Source organism: Solwaraspora sp. WMMD937, assembly GCF_029581175.1.
Taxonomy (GTDB): Bacteria; Actinomycetota; Actinomycetes; order Mycobacteriales; family Micromonosporaceae; genus Micromonospora_E.
This window is the reverse complement of record NZ_CP120738.1, coordinates 5,536,807-5,554,247: the sequence shown is the minus strand read 5'-3', so window position 1 is coordinate 5,554,247 and position 17,441 is coordinate 5,536,807. Positions and strand designations below refer to the sequence as shown.

General features: G+C 72.4%; 14 protein-coding genes and 1 pseudogene. 7 read left to right on the top strand and 8 right to left on the bottom strand.

What is annotated here, in order from left to right:
- Positions 1-20 precede the first annotated feature (20 nt).
- Positions 21-1,538: a beta-N-acetylhexosaminidase gene (locus tag O7621_RS24465; RefSeq protein ID WP_282231422.1), complete on the top strand. Its 1,518-nt coding sequence runs from the start codon at positions 21-23 to the stop codon at positions 1,536-1,538.
- On the opposite strand, the gene O7621_RS24460 is transcribed toward O7621_RS24465, so the two are convergent.
- On the bottom strand, positions 1,513-2,319 hold the full coding sequence (locus tag O7621_RS24460) for a hypothetical protein (RefSeq protein ID WP_282231421.1): 807 nt from the start codon (positions 2,317-2,319) through the stop codon (positions 1,513-1,515). The genes O7621_RS24465 and O7621_RS24460 overlap by 26 nt on opposite strands.
- Before the next feature lie 59 nt (positions 2,320-2,378).
- On the opposite strand from O7621_RS24460, the gene O7621_RS24455 reads away from it, so the two are divergent.
- Complete coding sequence (locus O7621_RS24455) at positions 2,379-3,839, top strand: PLP-dependent aminotransferase family protein (protein ID WP_282231420.1); 1,461 nt, start codon at positions 2,379-2,381, stop codon at positions 3,837-3,839.
- Between the two features lie 25 nt (positions 3,840-3,864).
- Here the strand turns inward: O7621_RS24455 and O7621_RS24450 are convergent, their stop codons facing one another.
- Positions 3,865-5,691 carry a long-chain fatty acid--CoA ligase gene (locus O7621_RS24450; RefSeq protein ID WP_282231419.1) on the bottom strand — a complete coding sequence of 609 codons (1,827 nt, stop codon included), beginning with the start codon at positions 5,689-5,691 and terminating at the stop codon, positions 3,865-3,867.
- Between the two features lie 382 nt (positions 5,692-6,073).
- On the opposite strand from O7621_RS24450, the gene O7621_RS24445 reads away from it, so the two are divergent.
- Positions 6,074-7,288: a S8 family peptidase gene (locus O7621_RS24445; protein ID WP_282231418.1), complete on the top strand. Its 1,215-nt coding sequence runs from the start codon at positions 6,074-6,076 to the stop codon at positions 7,286-7,288.
- 266 nt (positions 7,289-7,554) lie between these two features.
- Positions 7,555-8,937: a S8 family peptidase gene (locus tag O7621_RS24440; protein ID WP_282231417.1), complete on the top strand. Its 1,383-nt coding sequence runs from the start codon at positions 7,555-7,557 to the stop codon at positions 8,935-8,937.
- Positions 8,938-9,003: 66 nt separating this feature from the next.
- On the opposite strand, the gene O7621_RS24435 is transcribed toward O7621_RS24440, so the two are convergent.
- The 4 genes and pseudogenes from O7621_RS24435 to O7621_RS24420 all read right to left on the bottom strand — a co-directional run bounded on the left by O7621_RS24435 (position 9,004) and on the right by O7621_RS24420 (position 11,313).
- Positions 9,004-9,345 carry a PepSY domain-containing protein gene (locus O7621_RS24435; RefSeq protein ID WP_282231416.1) on the bottom strand — a complete coding sequence of 114 codons (342 nt, stop codon included), beginning with the start codon at positions 9,343-9,345 and terminating at the stop codon, positions 9,004-9,006.
- A 106-nt stretch (positions 9,346-9,451) separates the two neighbouring features.
- Positions 9,452-9,640, bottom strand: a pseudogene (locus tag O7621_RS24430) (ATP-binding protein); the annotation flags it as partial.
- 5 nt (positions 9,641-9,645) lie between these two features.
- Positions 9,646-10,596, bottom strand: a complete 951-nt coding sequence (locus O7621_RS24425) for a terpene synthase (RefSeq protein ID WP_282231415.1) — start codon at positions 10,594-10,596, stop codon at positions 9,646-9,648.
- Between the two features lie 87 nt (positions 10,597-10,683).
- Positions 10,684-11,313 carry a TIGR03085 family metal-binding protein gene (locus O7621_RS24420; protein WP_282231414.1) on the bottom strand — a complete coding sequence of 210 codons (630 nt, stop codon included), beginning with the start codon at positions 11,311-11,313 and terminating at the stop codon, positions 10,684-10,686.
- A 175-nt stretch (positions 11,314-11,488) separates the two neighbouring features.
- Between O7621_RS24420 and O7621_RS24415 the strand changes: the two genes are divergently transcribed.
- Both O7621_RS24415 and O7621_RS24410 read left to right on the top strand, forming a co-directional pair.
- Positions 11,489-13,429: an ABC transporter ATP-binding protein gene (locus O7621_RS24415; RefSeq protein ID WP_282231413.1), complete on the top strand. Its 1,941-nt coding sequence runs from the start codon at positions 11,489-11,491 to the stop codon at positions 13,427-13,429.
- Positions 13,430-13,542: 113 nt separating this feature from the next.
- Positions 13,543-15,276, top strand: coding sequence for an ABC transporter ATP-binding protein (locus O7621_RS24410; protein WP_278174553.1), 1,734 nt, complete (start codon positions 13,543-13,545; stop codon positions 15,274-15,276).
- Positions 15,277-15,328: 52 nt separating this feature from the next.
- Here the strand turns inward: O7621_RS24410 and rpsD are convergent, their stop codons facing one another.
- Positions 15,329-15,940 (bottom strand): 30S ribosomal protein S4, encoded by a 612-nt coding sequence (rpsD, locus tag O7621_RS24405; protein ID WP_282231412.1) that lies wholly within the window; start codon positions 15,938-15,940, stop codon positions 15,329-15,331.
- A gap of 74 nt (positions 15,941-16,014) precedes the next feature.
- Here rpsD and O7621_RS24400 point away from each other — a divergent pair, with 74 nt between their 5' ends.
- Complete coding sequence (locus tag O7621_RS24400) at positions 16,015-16,764, top strand: DUF2470 domain-containing protein (RefSeq protein ID WP_282231411.1); 750 nt, start codon at positions 16,015-16,017, stop codon at positions 16,762-16,764.
- A gap of 16 nt (positions 16,765-16,780) precedes the next feature.
- Here the strand turns inward: O7621_RS24400 and O7621_RS24395 are convergent, their stop codons facing one another.
- On the bottom strand, positions 16,781-17,416 hold the full coding sequence (locus O7621_RS24395) for a TetR family transcriptional regulator (protein ID WP_282231410.1): 636 nt from the start codon (positions 17,414-17,416) through the stop codon (positions 16,781-16,783).
- Positions 17,417-17,441: the final 25 nt, after the last annotated feature.

Sequence of the window (17,441 nt, the reverse complement as noted above, 5' to 3'; positions counted from 1 at the left end):
TCCTGTGCTTGGCTGTGGACATGCTTTTGCCGCGTCCCACCCGGCTGATCCGTGAGGCCGGGCATTTCACCCTCGGTGCGACGACCGGTCTGTTCGCGCCGGCCGGCGTCGCCGACCTGCTGCGCGAACTGCTCACCCCGGCGACCGGGCTGCCGCTGCCGACGGCCGGGGCGCCCGGCGACGGCGTGATCAGCCTGCTGGTGCGCGACGATCCCGCGCTCGGCGCCGAGGGCTACCGGCTGCGGGTCGACCCAACCGGGGTCCGGGCGGTGGCCGCCGCCGAGGCCGGGCTGCGCTGGGCGGTGCAGACGCTGCGTCAGTTGCTGCCCGACCAGGTGTACGCGGCCGGGCCGGTCCGCGGCGTGCCGTGGCGGCTGCCGACGGTGGAGATCGTCGACGTGCCGGCGTACCCGTGGCGGGGATCGCTGCTCGACGTGGCCCGCTGGTGCCACCCGCTGCCGCTGCTCTACCGCTACGTCGACGTGCTGGCCATGCACAAGCTCAACACCCTGCACCTGCATCTGACCGACGACCAGGGTTGGCGGTTCGAGGTGCGGCGGTACCCCCGGTTGACCGAGGTGGGCGGGTTCCGGGCGGCGTCGCCGGCCGGTCATCTTCGGGACGGCCGCAGCGACGGGGTGCCGCACGGCGGCTGGTACCGGCAGACAGAGCTGCGTGACCTGGTGGACTACGCGGCCCGGCGCGGCGTGCGGATCATGCCGGAGATCGACCTGCCCGGGCACGCCCAGGCGGCGATCGCGGCCTATCCCGAGTTCGGCAACGATCCGACCCGCCAGTTGGCAGTCGGGACGACCTGGGGGATCTCCACCCACGTACTCAACCTGGAACCGGCCACCCTGGCCGCCGTGCACCACATCCTCGACGAGGTGGTCCAGGTCTTCCCGTTCGAGTACGTGCACGTCGGCGGGGACGAGGTGCCGACCGCCGAGTGGGCGGCGAACCCGGCGGCCGTCGCCCGGGCCACCGAGCTCGGCCTGCCCCGGGTGGCCGACCTGCAGGGCTGGTGGACCGGGCGGCTGGCCGAGCATCTGGCCGGTCACGGCCGGCGGACCGCGGTCTGGGACGAACTGCTCGACCGGGGAGTTCCAGGCGGGTCCACCGTCTTCGCCTGGCGGGGCATCGACCGGATCGACCTGGCCCGGTCCGCCGGTCTGCCGGTGGTCGCCGCGCCGTACAGCCACACGTACTTCGACTGGGCCGAGTCCGACGATCCGGCCGAGCCGTTGGCCATCGCCGGGGTGCTGCCGCTGCGCACGGTGTACGGGTTCCAGCCCGGCGACGTGCTCGGGGTGCAGGGGCAGTTGTGGAGCGAGTACCTGCCCACCGAGCAGCGGGTGTGGTGGCGGGCCTTCCCCCGGCTCGCCGCGTTGGCGGAGGTGGGCTGGTCCGGACCGGTGCCGACCGATGACACCGGCGCGGTGCCACCCGGGGTGTGGGCGGAGTTCCGTAGTCGGCTGACCGGGCAGCTGCGCCGGCTGGACCGGGTCGGCGTCAGCTACCGTCCGCCCGACGACTGACCGCAGGGACCGGCTCGGGTGCGGTGGCGTCAGGCGCGGTCGGGTCAGACACGGTGAGGTCCGGTGTGGCGCTGTCGGGCGCGGTGTGGTCGGGCGCGGTCGCGCCGGTGGGTACAGTGCACAGCGGCAGGAAGAACTGCACCAACGGTCCGATGCTGACCGCGTAGAGCACGGTGCCCACCCCGGCGGTGCCGCCGAGCAGCCAGCCGCACGCCAGCACGGTCACCTCGATCACGGTACGGACCAGCCGGACCGAGCTGCGCGGGTGCCGCGTGACCCAGCCGGTCATCAGCCCGTCCCGGGGGCCGGGGCCCATCCGCGCCCCGATGTACAGGCCGGTGGCCAGTCCGTTGAGCACGATCCCGGCGACCAGGAACGCACCCCGGACCGGCAGCTGCGTCGGTGCGGGCAGGAGCGCGAGGCCGGCGTCCACCGCGACGCCGATGACCACCACATTGCTGACCGTGCCGAGGCCGGGCCGCTGCCGCAGCGGTATCCACAGCAGCAGCACGGCGCCACCGACGAGCACCGTGACGGTCCCGAAGCTCAGCCCGGTCAGCTGGGTCAACCCCTGGTGGAAGACGTCCCACGGGTTCAGCCCGAGGTCCGACTCGATCATCAGCGCCATGCTGACGCCGTACAGGGCGAGGCCGGCGTAGAGCTGCCCGAGCCGCCGGGGCAGCCGCCGACCCGGGTGTCGGCCGGGGCGGCCGCCGGGGTGGTGACCGGGGTCGGGGTCCGATCTGCGGCGGAGGCCACCGCCGTTGCCAATCTTGGTCATGCATGCCACTCTGAAGGCCAATCGGGGATCGCGAAACGACCAATCGGAGGCAACTGGTTATGGCGGTGATCGTGCGGGGCAGCCAATTGGCCCGGCTGCTCGGCCAGTGGCATGCCCTGCCCGGCCGGCGGCGCAACCCGGACTACGCCGCGTTGGCCGGGGCGGTCCGCGGCCTGCTCGCCGACGGGCGGCTGGCGCTCGGCGTACGGCTGCCGGCCGAGCGGGAACTGGCCGAGTCGCTGCGGGTCAGCCGGACCACCGTCACCGCCGCGTACCGCAGTCTGCGGGAGACCGGCCACCTGACCAGCCGTCGGGGGGCCGGCAGCTGGACCACGCTGCCCATCGGACACCAGGTGGCCAGCTCCGGGCTGTGGACCGCGGAGACCGCTCCCGACATGATCGACCTGGGGTACGCGGCGCTGGCCGCCCCACCCGAGCTGGTACCGGCGGCCCGGGCCGCCGCCGAGGACCTGCCCCGCTTCCTGCAGCACGCCGGCTACTACCCGACCGGGCTGGCCGAGCTGCGGGCCGCGGTCGCGCACGGCTACACCCGGCGTGGCCTGCCTACCAGCGCGGAGCAGATCATGGTGACCAGCGGCACCCAGCACGCCCTCGACCTGGTGCTGCGGCTGCTGCTGCCGGCCGGTGCGCCGGTGCTGGTCGAGTCGCCGACCTACCCGAACGCGCTCGCCGCGCTCGCCGCCCGTCGGGCCCGGATCGCCACCCACGGACTGGCGACCACCGCCGGCGGTGGTTGGGACGCCGATCTGCTGCTCGGCGCGATCCGGCAGGACCGGCCCCGGCTGGCCTACCTGATCCCCGAGTTCCAGAATCCGACCGGTCACCTGATGTCGGCCGAGCTGCGGGAACGGGTGGTCGCGGCGGCCCATGCCAGCGGCACCGACCTGGTGGTCGACGAGTCGTTCGTGGACCTGCCGCTGGACGGCACCCCGGTGCCGCCGCCGACCGCGGTCTTCGATCGGCACTCCCGGGTGATCTCCATCGGGGGGATGAGCAAGCCCTACTGGGGTGGGCTGCGGATCGGCTGGGTACGGGCCTCGGCGCCGCTGGTGCAGCGGCTCGCCGCCCTGCGGGTCGGGGTGGACATGGCCGGTCCGGTGCTCGACCAGCTGGTCGGGGTCCACCTGCTGGCCGCTGCTGACACCATCGTGCCGGCCCGGTTGGCGCAGCTCACCGCCCAGCGGGACGCGCTGCTCGCCGAACTGGCCAACGTGTTGCCCGAGTGGCGGGTCAGCGTGCCGCACGGCGGGGTGACCCTCTGGGCGGAGCTGGACGGCCCGATCTCCAGCGCGCTCGCCCGAGCGGCCGAGGAGTCCGGGGTACGGCTGGCCCCCGGCCCCAGGTTCGGCATCGACGGCACCCTGGAGCGGTTCCTGCGGTTGCCGTTCACCCTGCCGGTGCCGGTGCTGACCGACGCCGTACGGCGGATCGCCGCCGTGCGCTACGACCTTGACCGCACCAGCCGCCGCCAGTGGCGGGAGCCCGCCATGATCGCCTGACGGCGGCTGGTGCCCGACCCCACGGTCAGATCTCGGCGAGCTGACCGGCGTACATCCGGTCGATCTCGGCGGCGAAGTTGTTCTCCACGATCCGGCGTTTGATCTTGAGCGACGGCGTCATCTCGCCGTCCTCGATGGTCAGGTCCCGACTGAGGATAGCGAACTTCTTGATTGTCTCCCACCGGTTGAGCTTGCTGTTGAGCTCCGCGACGTAGCCCGCCACCATTGTCTGCACCTCGGGGGAGGCGACGATCTCGGCGTACGGCCGGCCGGCCAACGGCCCGTCGGCGGCCCAGCCGGTGATGGCGTCCGGGTCCAGGGTGACCAGCATGGTGCAGTAGTTGCGGGCCTGGCCGATCACCACCGCCTGCGAGGTGTACGGGCAGACCGCCTTGAACAGGCCCTCGATGTGCGACGGTGCCACGTACTTGCCGCCGGACGTCTTGACCAGGTCCTTCTTGCGGTCGGTGATGGTCAGGAAGCCCTCGTCGTCGAGGTTGCCGATGTCGCCGGTGCGGAAGAACCCGTCGGCGGTGAACGCCTCGGCGGTCTCCGCCGGCAGGTTGTGGTAACCACGCATCACCGGTGCGCCGCGCAGCAGCACCTCGCCGTCCTCGTCGATGCGGCACTCCAGGTCGCCCAGCGCCTGCCCGACGGTGCCGATCTTGATCTGGACCGGCCGGTTGACGAAGTTGGCCGCGCTCGCCTCGGTCAGCCCGTAGCCCTCGCAGATCGGCAGGTTGGCGGCGGCGAAGAACTCGGCGATGTCCGGGCTCAGCGGCGCCGAACCGGAGACCAGCGCGTTGATGTGCCCGCCGAGGCGGGCCTGGAGCTTGCTGAAGACCAGCTTCTCGGCGATCGCGTACTTGAGCTTCAGCCCACCCGACACCGGCCGGCCGGCCTGTTGCCGGGCGACCCGCTGGCGACCGACGCCGACCGCCCAGTCGAAGATCCGGGCCTTGGCGCCGCCGGCCTCCTGCGCTGTGGTGACCGCCTTGTTGTAGACCTTTTCGAAGATCCGCGGGGCGGCGCACATCAGCGTGGGCCGGACCACCGACAACATGTCGACCAGCTTGTCCACCCGGCCGTCCACGTAGGTCGGAAGTCCGACGTGGATGATGCTGCACAGCAGGGTCTTGCCGAACGAGTGCGACAGCGGTAGCCAGAGGTACTGCAGGTCGTCGGGGTTCATGATGCCCAGCTGGGACTGGGCGACGGCCTCCCAGCACCAGCCGCGGTGCAGCAGCTCGACGCCCTTGGGCCGCCCGGTGGTGCCGGAGGTGTAGATCAGGGTGGCCAGGTGCTCCGGCTCGATGGTGGTGGCGATCCGTTCGACCAGGCCGGGTTCCTCGGCGAGTGCCTGGGTGCCTCGTTCCTCCAGCTCGGCCAGGGTGAGCTGGGGGACCGTCGCGGCGGGGTCGGCTGCTCCGTCGATGAGCACCACGTGGGTCAGCGCGGGCAGGTCCGCGCCGGCCATCTTGTCGGCCTGGGCGCGGTTCTCGGCGATCAGGATCTTCGAGCCGGAGTCGCCGACGATGAACGCCGCGTCGGCCGGCTCGGTGGTGGGGTAGACCGTGGTCGTCGCGCCGGCGGCGCACATGATGCCCAGATCGGCCAGCACCCATTCGATCCGGGTGTTGGCCAGGATGGCGACCCGGTCCTCGTTGCCGACGCCCAGCGCGTACAGGCCGGCGGCGATCGCCCTGGTCCGGCCGGCGACCTCGGCCCAGGTCATCCAGGTCAGGCCGGAGTCGCCGGGCGCCGGTCCGGCGATCGCGTTCCGGTCCGGCGAGGCAGCCACCCGCTGCAGAAACATGTCGGGAATCGACCGGTATGGGACGTCGAGAGCCATCGGGTCCGTCGCCTCCGCATATGTGATAGTGAGCGCCGTCACGTAAATTCTGTGTTACCGAACAGTAGTGCCAGGGTCGGCTTTCGGCTAGCCCCAAGCATCGCCCAGCGCGGCAAACCCGGCCATGCCTCGCGGTGCCGTTCCTCGTCAAGGGCTCATTCGCCCGCGCCCGGCGGTGTCCGTCGCCGGTGCCCGGCGTCGGGGTCGGTGGCCCGCGCCGGCGCCGGGCACCGGGAACCGTGGGTCGGCGGTATAGGGATATCGATATATAACCCTGCCAACGCTCCCGCATACGATCCCATCGATCGATATCCCGATCGCCCGCCCGCGACCGAGACGGCCACAAGCCGACGCGGGTGTCCGCATCCAGGAAGGAACAGGGATGACCGTTCTCCGTACCACCGGCCGCCGGCTGCTGCTGGCCGGCTGCGCCGCCGCGGTCGCCACCGCGCTGGTCGGCAACCCGGCGGCCGCCGCTCCGGCCGGGGAGATCAAGCTCGCCGGCGGGGCCACCGCGGTCGCGGGCAGCTACATCGTGGTGTTCACCGACGCCGCCGTCGCGGCCCGGGGTGACGCGGCCCGCGCGGCCGCCGTCGCCGACCGGGCCGACCGCCTCGCCGCACAGTACGGCGGTGCCGTCAACCGTGTCTTCGGCGCCGCGGTCAACGGCTTCGAGGCGCGGCTGTCGCCGTCGGCCGCCCGCCGGCTCGCCGCGCACTCGTCCGTAGCGTACGTGGAGCAAAACCACACCGTGTCGCTCGCCGCCACCCAGAACAACCCGCCGTCCTGGGGTCTGGACCGCATCGACCAGCGCAACCGGCCGCTGAACAACGCCTACACCTACCCCACGACGGCAAGCAACGTCACCGCGTACATCATCGACACCGGCATCCGCACCACGCACAACGACTTCGGTGGGCGGGCCCGCGCCGGCTACGACGCGTTCGGCGGCACGTCGGCGGACTGCAACGGACACGGCACCCACGTCGCCGGTACGGTCGGCGGCAGCGCGTACGGGGTGGCCAAGGGCGTCCGGCTGGTCGCCGTCCGGGTGCTCAACTGTTCCGGCAGCGGCACCATCGCCGGGGTCGTCGCCGGGGTCAACTGGGTCACCGCCAACGCGGTGAAGCCGGCGGTGGCGAACATGAGCCTCGGCGGCGGGGCCAGCAGCACGCTGGACAGCGCGGTGGCGAACTCCATCTCCTCCGGCGTCAGCTACGCGGTGGCGGCCGGCAACTCGAACGCCAACGCCTGCAACTACTCGCCGGCCCGGGTCTCCAGCGCGATCACCGTCGGCGCCACCACCAGCAGCGACGCCCGTGCGTCGTACTCCAACTACGGCTCCTGCCTGGACATCTTCGCGCCGGGATCGTCGATCACCGCACCGTGGTACAACAGCAACACCGCGACCAACACCATCAGCGGCACCTCGATGGCTTCCCCGCACGTGGCGGGTGCCGCCGCTCTGGTGCTCGGCCGGTTCCCCTCCTACAGCCCGTCCCAGGTGTCCAGCTACCTGGTCAGCAACGCCACCACCGGCGTCGTGTCCAGTGCGGGCTCCGGCTCGCCGAACCGCCTGCTCTTCGTGGTCAACTGATCCGGTGATCAGCTGACCGATCCGACGAGTCGAGCAGCGCACGCGGCCCCCGGGCACCCCAGCGCCCGGGGGCCGCACCCGTTGCTACCGCCGATTGGTGATGGTGCGGAGGGTAGCCGTATGCATACTGCAAGTAGTATGACCGAAGAGATATAGGAAACTGTCAATTAGCTCCGACCTACGATCGGTCCGATCGGCATCGTCGATCGTCCATCTGTCCGCAGTGGGCGCTCCGCTGTGGATCTAAGATCGAAGGAAGGACGGAGATGGCACCCTTGCGCACGCACGTCCGGCGGGCCCTGGTACTGGTCGTGGCGGCGGCAGTCGCCACCATCACGGTCACCCCGCCGGCCGCGGCCGCACCCACCGGCGAGATCCGCCAGGCGGGTGGCGCCACCGCGGTGACGGGCAGCTACATCGTCGCGTTGAAGGCCAGCGCGGTGAGCGGCTCCAGCACCATGCGGACCGCCCGGATCGCGACCCGCGCCGCCGCCCTCGCCGGCACCTACGGTGGTGTGGTCAACCGGCTGTACGAGACCGCCTTCACCGGCTTCGAGATCAAACTCTCCGAGGCCGCCGCCCGTCGCCTGGCGGCGCACTCGTCCGTGGCGTACGTGGAACAGAACCACACCGTCTCGCTGGCCGGCACCCAGGTCAACCCGCCGTCCTGGGGTCTGGACCGGATCGACCAGCGCTACCTGCCGCTGGACCGCTCCTACACCTACCCGAACACCGGTTCGACGGTCACCGCGTACATCATCGACACCGGCATCCGGTTCGACCACACCGACCTCAGCCCCCGGGCCGTTCCCGGGTACGACGCGTTCGGCGGCACGTCGGCGGACTGCAACGGGCACGGCACCCACGTCGCCGGTACGGTCGGTGGCACCAGGTTCGGAGTGGCCAAGCAGGTCCGGCTGGTCGCCGTCCGGGTGCTCAACTGCTCCGGCAGCGGGACCGTCGCCGGGGTCCTCGCCGGCGTCAACTGGGTCACCACCAACGCCGCCGGCCGGCCGGCGGTGGCGAACATGAGCCTCGGTGGCGGGGCCAGCGCCACGCTGGACAGCGCCGTGACCGCCTCGATCGCCTCCGGCGTCAGCTACGCGGTGGCGGCCGGCAACTCGAACGCCGACGCCTGCAACTTCTCGCCGGCCCGGGTGCCCGCCGCGATGACCGTCGGGGCCACCGACCGCAACGACAACCGGGCACCGTACTCCAACTGGGGACGCTGCCTGGACCTGTTCGCGCCCGGATCGCAGATCACCTCGGCCTGGCACACCAGCCCGACCGCTACCAACACGATCAGCGGCACCTCGATGGCCGCCCCGCACGTGGCCGGCGCGGCCGCCATGGTGCTGCAGGCGTACCCGAACTACACCCCGGCGCAGGTGACCGCCTTCATCCTGCGGCTCGCCACGCCGAACGTGGTGGTCAACCCCGGGCCCGGCTCGCCGAACCTGCTGCTCTACGTGCTGTTCCGGAACATCATCACTCCGGTACCGACGCTGACCGTCAATCCGACCGTGATCCCGACCCTCACCCCACGCCCGACCTTCACCCCACGCCCGACGCTGACCCCACGCCCGACGTTGACCGCGGTGCCGACGCTGACCCAGCGTCCGCCGCTGCTGCCCGCACCGATCGGCTGATCCGTCCGGCCGCCGGGACGGGCGGGACCTCGTCCCGGCGGCCGGCCGACCGGCCCGGACCGTCGCTCAGCGATCCCGGCGGTCGTCATCCCGGTCGTCGTCGTCCCAGCGGTCGTCGTCATCGTCGTCGCGGTCGACCTTGACGATGTCTCCAGTCACCCGTTCGATGTCCAGGTCCCACTCGACGCCGTCGGCTACGACCTCGATCTCCCAGATCGGCCGGCCGTCCGTGCCGGCACGCGGTACCGAAGTCGTTTCCTGTCCCGACTCGCTGGCGACCACAGCCGGGCTGGGTGACCCGGCACCGCCGGTCACGTCCTGGGCCGCCGCGCCGAGCGCGGTGCCCGCGACGGCGAGCGCGGCGACCGCACCCAGCCCGATCATCACGATCATCGGTCTGCTGGCCATCTCCAACCTCCTGTCGTCGTGGTACGACCAAAGGTTCGCCCGTCGCCGGATAGCGGCGCGCTGCGTCGTCGACAAAGCGGGGTTGAACCGAACGGGCCGGGCTGGCTCAGCCGCCGGTGGGCGGCCCGAACCGCAGCGTCACCACCGCGCCGGGGGAGCCGTCGGCCAGCTCGAGCCGACCACCGCTGGCCTGCGCGGCCCGGCGGGCGATGTCCAGACCCAGACCGGTGGAGCCGGCCCCTGAGACGCCACGTAGGACCAGCCTGTGCGGCATGCCGGGGCCGTCGTCGGCGACGGCGGTCACCCGGGCTGGTACCGGCTGGAGTTCACCGACCAGTCGTAGGTGCCACGGATCCAGTTTCGTCGCGTCGCGACCAGGCGGGCCACCGGCGGCGGTGCGTCGGTCAGCACCTCGGCCTGCAGCCGGAGGAACAGCGCGAGACCGTCGTTGAACCGTTCGGCGGCGGTGGCCAGAGCCGCCGCCGGACCGTGGCCGGTCTCGTGGGCGATCACAGTGGCCAGGTTGTGGGGATCCTGGCCATGTTCCTTGCCGTACGAGAACAGGTCGTTGCACCAGCAGACCAGATCCGCCGCCACAGTGTTCAGTCTGGCGAGCGTCGGGTCAACCCGGTGACGGGAATGCGGCAGTCCGCTTTCTGCGAGGTCGGTGAGCGCGAAACTGGGCAGTACCGCGCCGGCGTGCCGGCGCATCTGGATGTACTCGGCGACCGCCGGCACCCGGCCCTGCTGGCGGTTGCCGGCCTCCCAGAGCAGCGCGAAGAGGTACTGGTGCAGCGAAGCGGTGAACCGCAGCAGGACCCCGGACCGGCCCAGCCGGCGGACCCGGTCGCACAGATCCGCGAGGGTCAGCGCCAGTGGCGACCGGTCGGCCCAGTCGGTCGGTGGCGTGGCACCTGGCCCGTCGAGTGTCCGCATCAGCTGGCTGATCACCGGCACGACCCGGCCCGGGTCGGTGCCGAGCCCGTCCTCGTCGCAGCGGTCGTCGAGCGCGAACAGCCAGGTGATCAGGTCGCTGAGCAGCTGCACGCGGACGACGCCGGCGTCGGGCGCGACCCGGGCGGCCAACTCGGCGGCGTTGGCGCGGCGCAACCGGGCGGCACGCTGCGGATCAGCCGTCAGCCCGTGCCGGTCCGCCCAGCCCGCCGACGCCCTGGCGAGCGTCGACCGGTACGGGTTGACGCGGGGCCGGAACGGTGGGGCGACCACGGACGTCGGGGCGAACGCGCGCATACGGCCTCCAGCCGGCCGCCAAGGGGAGGGACGGCGTGCCGGTATGATCATCATCGCGGTCCGGCCGGGCCGCGACGAGGATCAGCGCTAGAAGCCGAAGCGGGCGTTACGCAATCGTTCTTCGACCGCAGCGGCACAGTCCAGCTGGACCCGGGCCACCCGCTGCCGGCCGGTCAGGAAGAGCACCAGCTCCCCGGGCGGGGCGCTGATCGACACCCGGTCCCCGCCGGTCCCGGTCGCCACGTCCCCGTAGCCGTCGGCGACGACGGTGACTGTGCCGGGGAACCGGCGCAGCCGCAGCCTGGTCAGCGCCGAGACGCGTTTCCACAGCGCGGCCTGCTCGCCGGGCGGCAGGTCCCGGGGCTGCCAGTCCGGCTGGGCCCGTCGGACGTCCTCGTGATGGATGAAGAACTCCATCAGGTTGACCACCTCGTCGGTGATCCGGTTGCTCACCGGACTCCACCCCGGTGGCTGCCGGACCATCCGGACCAGGTCGGGGAAGGGGCGGGCGGCGAGTTCGAGCCGGACCCGTTCGCTGTAGCCGCGCAGTACCGGCAACCAGATGCCCGCTGCCGCGTCGGGCCGCTGCTCCCGGACGACCAGGTGCGCGGCGAGGTCCCGGGTGGTCCACCCGTCGTTCACCGTCGGGGCATCCGGACCAACGGCAAGGAACAGGTCGGCCAGGGCATGACGTTCCATCTGTGCGAACCGCGCCATGAACCGATCCTAGGCGGGCGACGGACGGCGCGCCGAGCGAGTCGACGTCGTGGTACCGGGTCGAGTGCCGGGACCGGGGGTCTGCTGTGGCGGTGGCCACAGTCGTCGTACCCCGCTGGCATCGTGGGTCGGTAAGGACGAGATTTGATGATCAGGACTTACAGTCGGGGGTAGCGTGGCCAATCGAACAAGCCGTGACGTCCTGCTCCGCGGCCTGTGGGTGCTCGGCCAGGGCATCCGCGAGCAGCCGGGGCTGTTCAGCGTCGGCGTCGGCGGCAGCGTCGTGTTCGGGCTGCTCACCATCGCCAGCGCCTACGTGGTCGGGGCGATCGTGGGCGAGGTGGTGGTTCCGTCGATCGAGTCCGGGCGGGTGGACACCGGCCTGCTCGGAGCCGGTGCGGCGGCCCTGCTGGCGGTGAGCGTGGTCAAGGTGGTGGGCATCTTCGGTCGGCGGCTCGGCGCCGGCTTCATGCAGTACCGTCTGCAGGCCAGCTACCGCCGCCGGGTCACCCGCCGCTACCTCGACCTGCCGATGTCCTGGCACCAGCGGCACCCCACCGGCACCCTGCTGTCGAACGCGAACTCCGACGTCGAGGCGACCTGGTTCCCGGTCGCCCCCCTGCCGTTCGCCGTCGGCACGGTGGTGATGCTGGTCACGGCGATCGCCGCGCTGTTCGCCACCGACTGGGTGCTCGCACTGGTCGGGCTCGCGGTGTTCCCGGCGCTGTTCGCCCTCAACGTGGTCTACTCGCGCCGGATGGCGCCCCGGCAGGTCCGGGCACAGCAGCTGCGGGCCGAGGTCAGCGGGATCGCGCACGAGAGCTTCGACGGCGCCCTGGTGGTCAAGACCATGGGGCGGGAGGCCCAGGAGACCGCCCGGTTCACCGGCCGGGCGGTCGAACTGCGCGACGCGCTGATCTCCGTGGGCCGGCTGCGCGGGCTGTTCGACCCGTTGCTGGAGACCCTGCCCAGCCTCGGCACCCTCGCCGTACTGCTGGTCGGTGCCGCCCGGCTGCGGCAGGGCGCGGTCAGCGTAGCCGATTTGGTCAGCGTCGCATTCCTGTTCACCGTGCTGGCCTTTCCGGTTCGAGCGATCGGCTGGGTGCTGGCCGAGCTGCCCCGCAGCGTCGCCGGATGGGACCGGGTGCGGCACGTGCTCACCGCCACCGGCGAGATGCCGTACGGCGACACCGAACTGCCCGCCGCCGGCACCCCGGCGAGCCTGGTCTTCGACCGGGTCTGGTTCAGCTACCGGCCCCCGGTCGACCAGTCCGCCGCGCCGGCCGCAGCCGACCAGTCCGTCGACCCGACTGCGGTCACCGCGCCCGGCACCGACGGCGCGCTGCCGCCGGTGCTGCGTGACGTGTCGTTCACCGTGCCCGCCGGGCGGACCGTGGCCCTGGTCGGGCCGACCGGAGCCGGCAAGTCGACCATCGCCGCGTTGGCCGCCCGGCTGGTCGACCCGACCGGCGGCCGGGTCGTGCTCGACGGCGTCGAACTGCCCCGGCTGACCGCCGGCTCGCTGGCCCGAACGGTCTCCCTGGTCGCCCAGGTGCCGTTCGCCTTCGACGACACGGTCCGGGCGAACGTCACTTTGGACCGGCCCGGGCTGACCGACGAGGTGGCCTGGTCGGCGCTGCGGCTGGCCGAGGCGGACGGGTTCGTAGCGGCGCTCGACGACGGGCTGGACACCGTCGTCGGTGAGCGCGGCACCACGCTCTCCGGCGGCCAGCGGCAGCGGCTCACCCTGGCCCGCGCGTTGGCCGGGCAGCCCCGGTTGCTGGTGCTCGACGACGCGACGAGCGCCGTCGACCCCCGGGTGGAGGCGGCGATCCTGGCCGCGCTGCGCAACTCCGAGATCGCCACGTCGATCCTGATCGTCGCCTACCGGCGGGCCACCATCGCCCTCGCCGACGAGGTGGTCTACCTCGACCAGGGTCGGGTAGTGGACCACGGCACGCATCAGCAGTTGCTGGCCCGCTGCCCCGGCTACAACGATCTGGTGACCGCGTACGAGCAGGCGGAAGCGGAGCGGGAGCGGACCCGGTCCGGCGCCGACGGCGGCGACGGCGATCCCGGTGGCGGTCCGGCGCGGGCGGCGGAGGTGATCGCGTGAGCGCGCCCACCGTCGACCGCGCCGGCGGCGAGCGTCGAGGCGACCCCGTCGACCCGTCGGGCGGGCCGGCCGCCGGTCAACTGGCGGGCAGATCCGAGTCGACCTGGCAGACGATGCGCCGCGGGCTGGCGCTCTCCCCGGAGCTGCGGACCGGGCTGGCCGGTACCCTGCTGCTGGCGCTGGTGTCGATGATCGGCCGGGCCGCCATCCCGGTCGCGGTCCAGCAGGCAATTGACAACGGCCTGCGCGCGCCGGGCGGCCCCGATCTCGAAGTGGTGGGCACGATCGTCGCGGCCACCGCCGCCGTGCTGGTCGTGACGACTGTCTGCGGCTACTTCATGGTGCGCCGGCTGTTCACGGTCAGTGAGACCGCTCTCGCCGCCGTGCGGACCCGTGCGTTCCGTCACGTGCACGACCTGTCCATGCTGCACCAGCAGTCCGAGCGGCGCGGTTCGCTGGTAAGCCGGGTCACCAGCGACGTCGACCAGATCACCCAGTTCCTGCAGTGGGGCGGGGTCATCCTGCTGATCAGCATGGGCCAGGTGGTGGTGACCGCGGTCGTGATGGCGGTCTACTCGTGGCAGCTGACCCTGGTGGTCCTCGCCGCCTTCGTCCCCGCGTTGCTGATCATCCGGGCGTTCCAGCGTCGGCTCGCGGCCGCGTACGGCGTGGTTCGTCAGCGCACCGGCGCGCTGCTCGCCGCGGTCGCGGAGAGCGTGGTCGGCGCGGCGGTGATCCGGGCGTACGGCGTGTCCCGGCGTACCGCAGGTCGGCTGGACGAGGCGATCGAGGGGCAACGCCGCGCCCAGCAGCGCGCGCTGCGGACCAGCGTCGTCAGCTTCTCCACCGGGGAGATCGCCGCCGGTCTGGCGTTGGCCGGGGTGGTGGTGGTCGGCGTCCGGATGGGGGTGGACGGCGGGCTGACCGTCGGCCAGCTCACCGCGTTCCTGTTCCTGGTGACCCTGTTCATCCAGCCGGTCCAGATCGCCACCGAGGTGCTGAACGAGGCGCAGAACGCGATCGCCGGCTGGCGGCGGGTGCTCGACGTGCTGGACGTCGCCCCGGATGTGGCCGACCCGGGCGACGACGGGGTGCAACTGCCCGGCGGGCCGCTGGACGTGCGGTTCGAGCAGGTCTGCTTCGCCTATCCGGGCGGGCCGCAGGTGCTCTCGGAGGTGACCCTGGAGATCCCGGCAAAGACCCGGGTGGCGGTGGTCGGCGAGACCGGCAGCGGCAAGACGACCTTCGCGAAGCTGCTCACCCGGCTGATGGACCCGGTGTCCGGGCAGGTGAAGCTCTCCGGCGTACCGCTCGACCGGGTCCGGTTCGAGTCGCTACGGTCCCGGGTGGTGATGGTTCCGCAGGACGGTTTCCTGTTCGACGCGACGGTCGCCGAGAATGTCCGGTTCGCCCGCCCGGAGCTCACCGACGGGCAGTTGTCCGCCGCCTTCGTGGAGCTGGGGCTGGCCGACTGGGTTACCGGCCTGCCGGACGGGGTGCACACCCCGGTCGGTGAGCGCGGCGAGGCGCTAAGCGTCGGTGAGCGGCAACTGGTGGCGCTGGTCCGGGCCTACGTGGCGGATCCGGATCTGCTGGTGCTCGACGAGGCGACCAGCGCGGTGGATCCGGCGACCGAGGTGCGGCTGCAGCGGACCCTGGAGGCGGTAACCCGGGGCCGAACCACGGTGGCGATCGCGCACCGACTGTCCACCGCCCAGGCCGCCGACGAGGTGATCGTCGTGGACCGTGGCCGGGTGGTGCAGCGCGGCCCGCACGAGGAACTGCTCGCCGATCCGGAGTCGGTCTACGGCCGACTCTTCGCCTCCTGGCTCGAGCAGACCCGGTGACCTGTGCCCGAAAGGCGCAGGTCACCGGGTCCGGCGGGAGTGGCGGCCGGGGTCAGCGGGAGTAGAACTCGACGACCAGCTGCTCGTCGCAGATGACCGGCACCTCGCGGCGGGCGGGCTCGCGGACCAGGGTCGCGGCCAGCTCGGTGAGGCTGACCGACAGGTACGGCGCTGCCGGCCCCTCGCCGACGTGCGCCCCGGCGGCGGCGATCTGGAACGGCGGTTTGGTCCGGCTGCGTTCCCGGACCTGGACCAGCTGACCCGGGCGCAGCCGGTACGACGGCCGGTCCACCTTGTGACCGTCGACGGTGAAGTGGCCGTGGGCGACGAGCTGCCGCGCCTGGTAGATGGTGCGGGCCAGGCCGGCCCGGTGCACGATCGCGTCGAGGCGTCGCTCCAGCAGCGTGACCAGTGCCTCGCCGGTCTTGCCGGTGCCGCGGACCGCGTCGTCGAAGGCGCGCCGCAGTTGGGTCTCGCTGACGTTGTACTGGTGCCGTAGCCGCTGCTTCTCCAGCAGCCGTACCTGGTAGTCGGAGGGCTTGCGGCGGGCGCGGCCGTGCACGCCGGCCGGGTACGGGCGCCGCTCGAAGTACCGGGTGCACTTGCGGGTCAGCGGGATGCCGAGGGCGCGGGAGATTCGCGCCTTGGGTCGTGGGTGGTTCACGTGGACGTCTCCGGGTTCAGTAGGTTAGCCTGCCCTCACTAAGGTGAGCCTAACTGATCTCGGAGGTCCGTGTCATGCAGCCCAGTCCCGCGGAGATCGCCCGGACGATGGCATCCGGCCGGCTGCCCGGCATGGCGCACGTCGCCTGCCGCCCCGGACCGCACGCCGTACGGCACGCGACCGATCCGATGGGGCGGATCCTGCTGCTCGCCACCGGGTCCGACCTGCTCGACGGCGCGCTGCGACCCGTCGCCGGCACCGACGACACCGCCGTGGTGCTGGAGGTGGCCGACGTACCGCCGGTGGCCGGTTCGCCGACGCACGGCCGGGTCTGGGTGTCCGGCTGGGTCGGCCCGCTCGACGGTGCCCCCGCCCGGATGGCCGCGCTGGACTTTGCCGACGTGCACGCGTGCCCCGACCTGCTCGACGTCGGCCGGGGTGCCACCATGTACCGGATGGAGGTGGCCGAGGTCCGGCTGGAACGCTGTGGCGTCGCCATCGACGTCGACCCGGACGAGTACGCCGCCGCCGAGCCCGACCCGATCGGCGCCATCGAGTCGGAGCTGCTCGTCGACCTCGCCGACCACCACCGGGCCGAGATGACCGCGTTCATCCGCCGGCAGTTGCGCGACGCCGGTCACCGGTCGCTGGCCGGGGATCCGCAGGTCGTCCGGATGGACCGGTACGGGTTCGTGGTCGCGCTCGGCCCGCACGGACCGCGCGCCCGGTTGGCCTTCCCGGCCCCGGTCCGTGATCGCGCCGAACTCGCCCGCCTGCTGCACCCGGTGCTCTGCCGGCGCTGCGCCCCACCGGCCGCCGCCTGACGCGGCCGGCGCGGGCTCAGCCCGGCGTCGTCTCGGCCGCCCCGGCCGCCCCGGCCGCTGCGGTCAGCGGCCCCGTCAGGTAGCGCTGGATCGTCGGACCGACCGCTGCGGCCACCTCATCGGCCGCCATGGTGGACAGCGGTGCCAACCGCAGGATGTACCGGACCACCAGCAGGCCGGCCATCTGCGAGGCCACCAGGGCGGACCGGACCGGCAGCTCCGCCTGATCCAGGTCGAGTTGACCGAGCACCCGTCGGATGATCTGGGTGGTGACGAACTCGCGCATCAGCCGGGCGGTCCAGTCGTTGGTCAACGCCGATCGCAGCAGCGCCAGGGCAGCCACTCCGGCCGGCGAGTCCCAGACCCCCAGCACCAGTCGGACCAGCCGTTCGCCGACCTCCCCGGGCCCGCCCGCGAGCGCTTGCGGCAGCAGCTCGCCTGGATCCACCGGCGCGTCCATCGCGGCCAGGAACAGGTTGTCCTTGGTGCCGAAGTAGTGGTGCACCAGCGCTGGGTCCACGCCGGCCGCCGCCGCGATGGCGCGCACCGACGCCTGGTCGAAACCGCGTTCACCGAAGACCTGCCGGGCGGCGGTCAGGATCGCCTCGCGGGTGTCCGGGTTGCCCGGTCGCCGGCCGGTGCGTCGTGCCATCGGTACCGCTTCCTGTCGCGTCTGG

What these genes read in the sequence shown, in the direction of transcription:
- O7621_RS24465 (WP_282231422.1), top strand. Translation starts at nt 21, where the DNA reads ATGCTTTTGCCGCGTCCCACCCGGCTGATCCGTGAGGCCGGGCATTTC.
- O7621_RS24460 (WP_282231421.1), bottom strand. Translation starts at nt 2,319, where the DNA reads ATGACCAAGATTGGCAACGGCGGTGGCCTCCGCCGCAGATCGGACCCC.
- O7621_RS24455 (WP_282231420.1), top strand. Translation starts at nt 2,379, where the DNA reads ATGGCGGTGATCGTGCGGGGCAGCCAATTGGCCCGGCTGCTCGGCCAG.
- O7621_RS24450 (WP_282231419.1), bottom strand. Translation starts at nt 5,691, where the DNA reads ATGGCTCTCGACGTCCCATACCGGTCGATTCCCGACATGTTTCTGCAG.
- O7621_RS24445 (WP_282231418.1), top strand. Translation starts at nt 6,074, where the DNA reads ATGACCGTTCTCCGTACCACCGGCCGCCGGCTGCTGCTGGCCGGCTGC.
- O7621_RS24440 (WP_282231417.1), top strand. Translation starts at nt 7,555, where the DNA reads ATGGCACCCTTGCGCACGCACGTCCGGCGGGCCCTGGTACTGGTCGTG.
- O7621_RS24435 (WP_282231416.1), bottom strand. Translation starts at nt 9,345, where the DNA reads ATGGCCAGCAGACCGATGATCGTGATGATCGGGCTGGGTGCGGTCGCC.
- O7621_RS24425 (WP_282231415.1), bottom strand. Translation starts at nt 10,596, where the DNA reads ATGCGCGCGTTCGCCCCGACGTCCGTGGTCGCCCCACCGTTCCGGCCC.
- O7621_RS24420 (WP_282231414.1), bottom strand. Translation starts at nt 11,313, where the DNA reads ATGGCGCGGTTCGCACAGATGGAACGTCATGCCCTGGCCGACCTGTTC.
- O7621_RS24410 (WP_278174553.1), top strand. Translation starts at nt 13,543, where the DNA reads ATGCGCCGCGGGCTGGCGCTCTCCCCGGAGCTGCGGACCGGGCTGGCC.
- O7621_RS24400 (WP_282231411.1), top strand. Translation starts at nt 16,015, where the DNA reads ATGCAGCCCAGTCCCGCGGAGATCGCCCGGACGATGGCATCCGGCCGG.
- O7621_RS24395 (WP_282231410.1), bottom strand. Translation starts at nt 17,416, where the DNA reads ATGGCACGACGCACCGGCCGGCGACCGGGCAACCCGGACACCCGCGAG.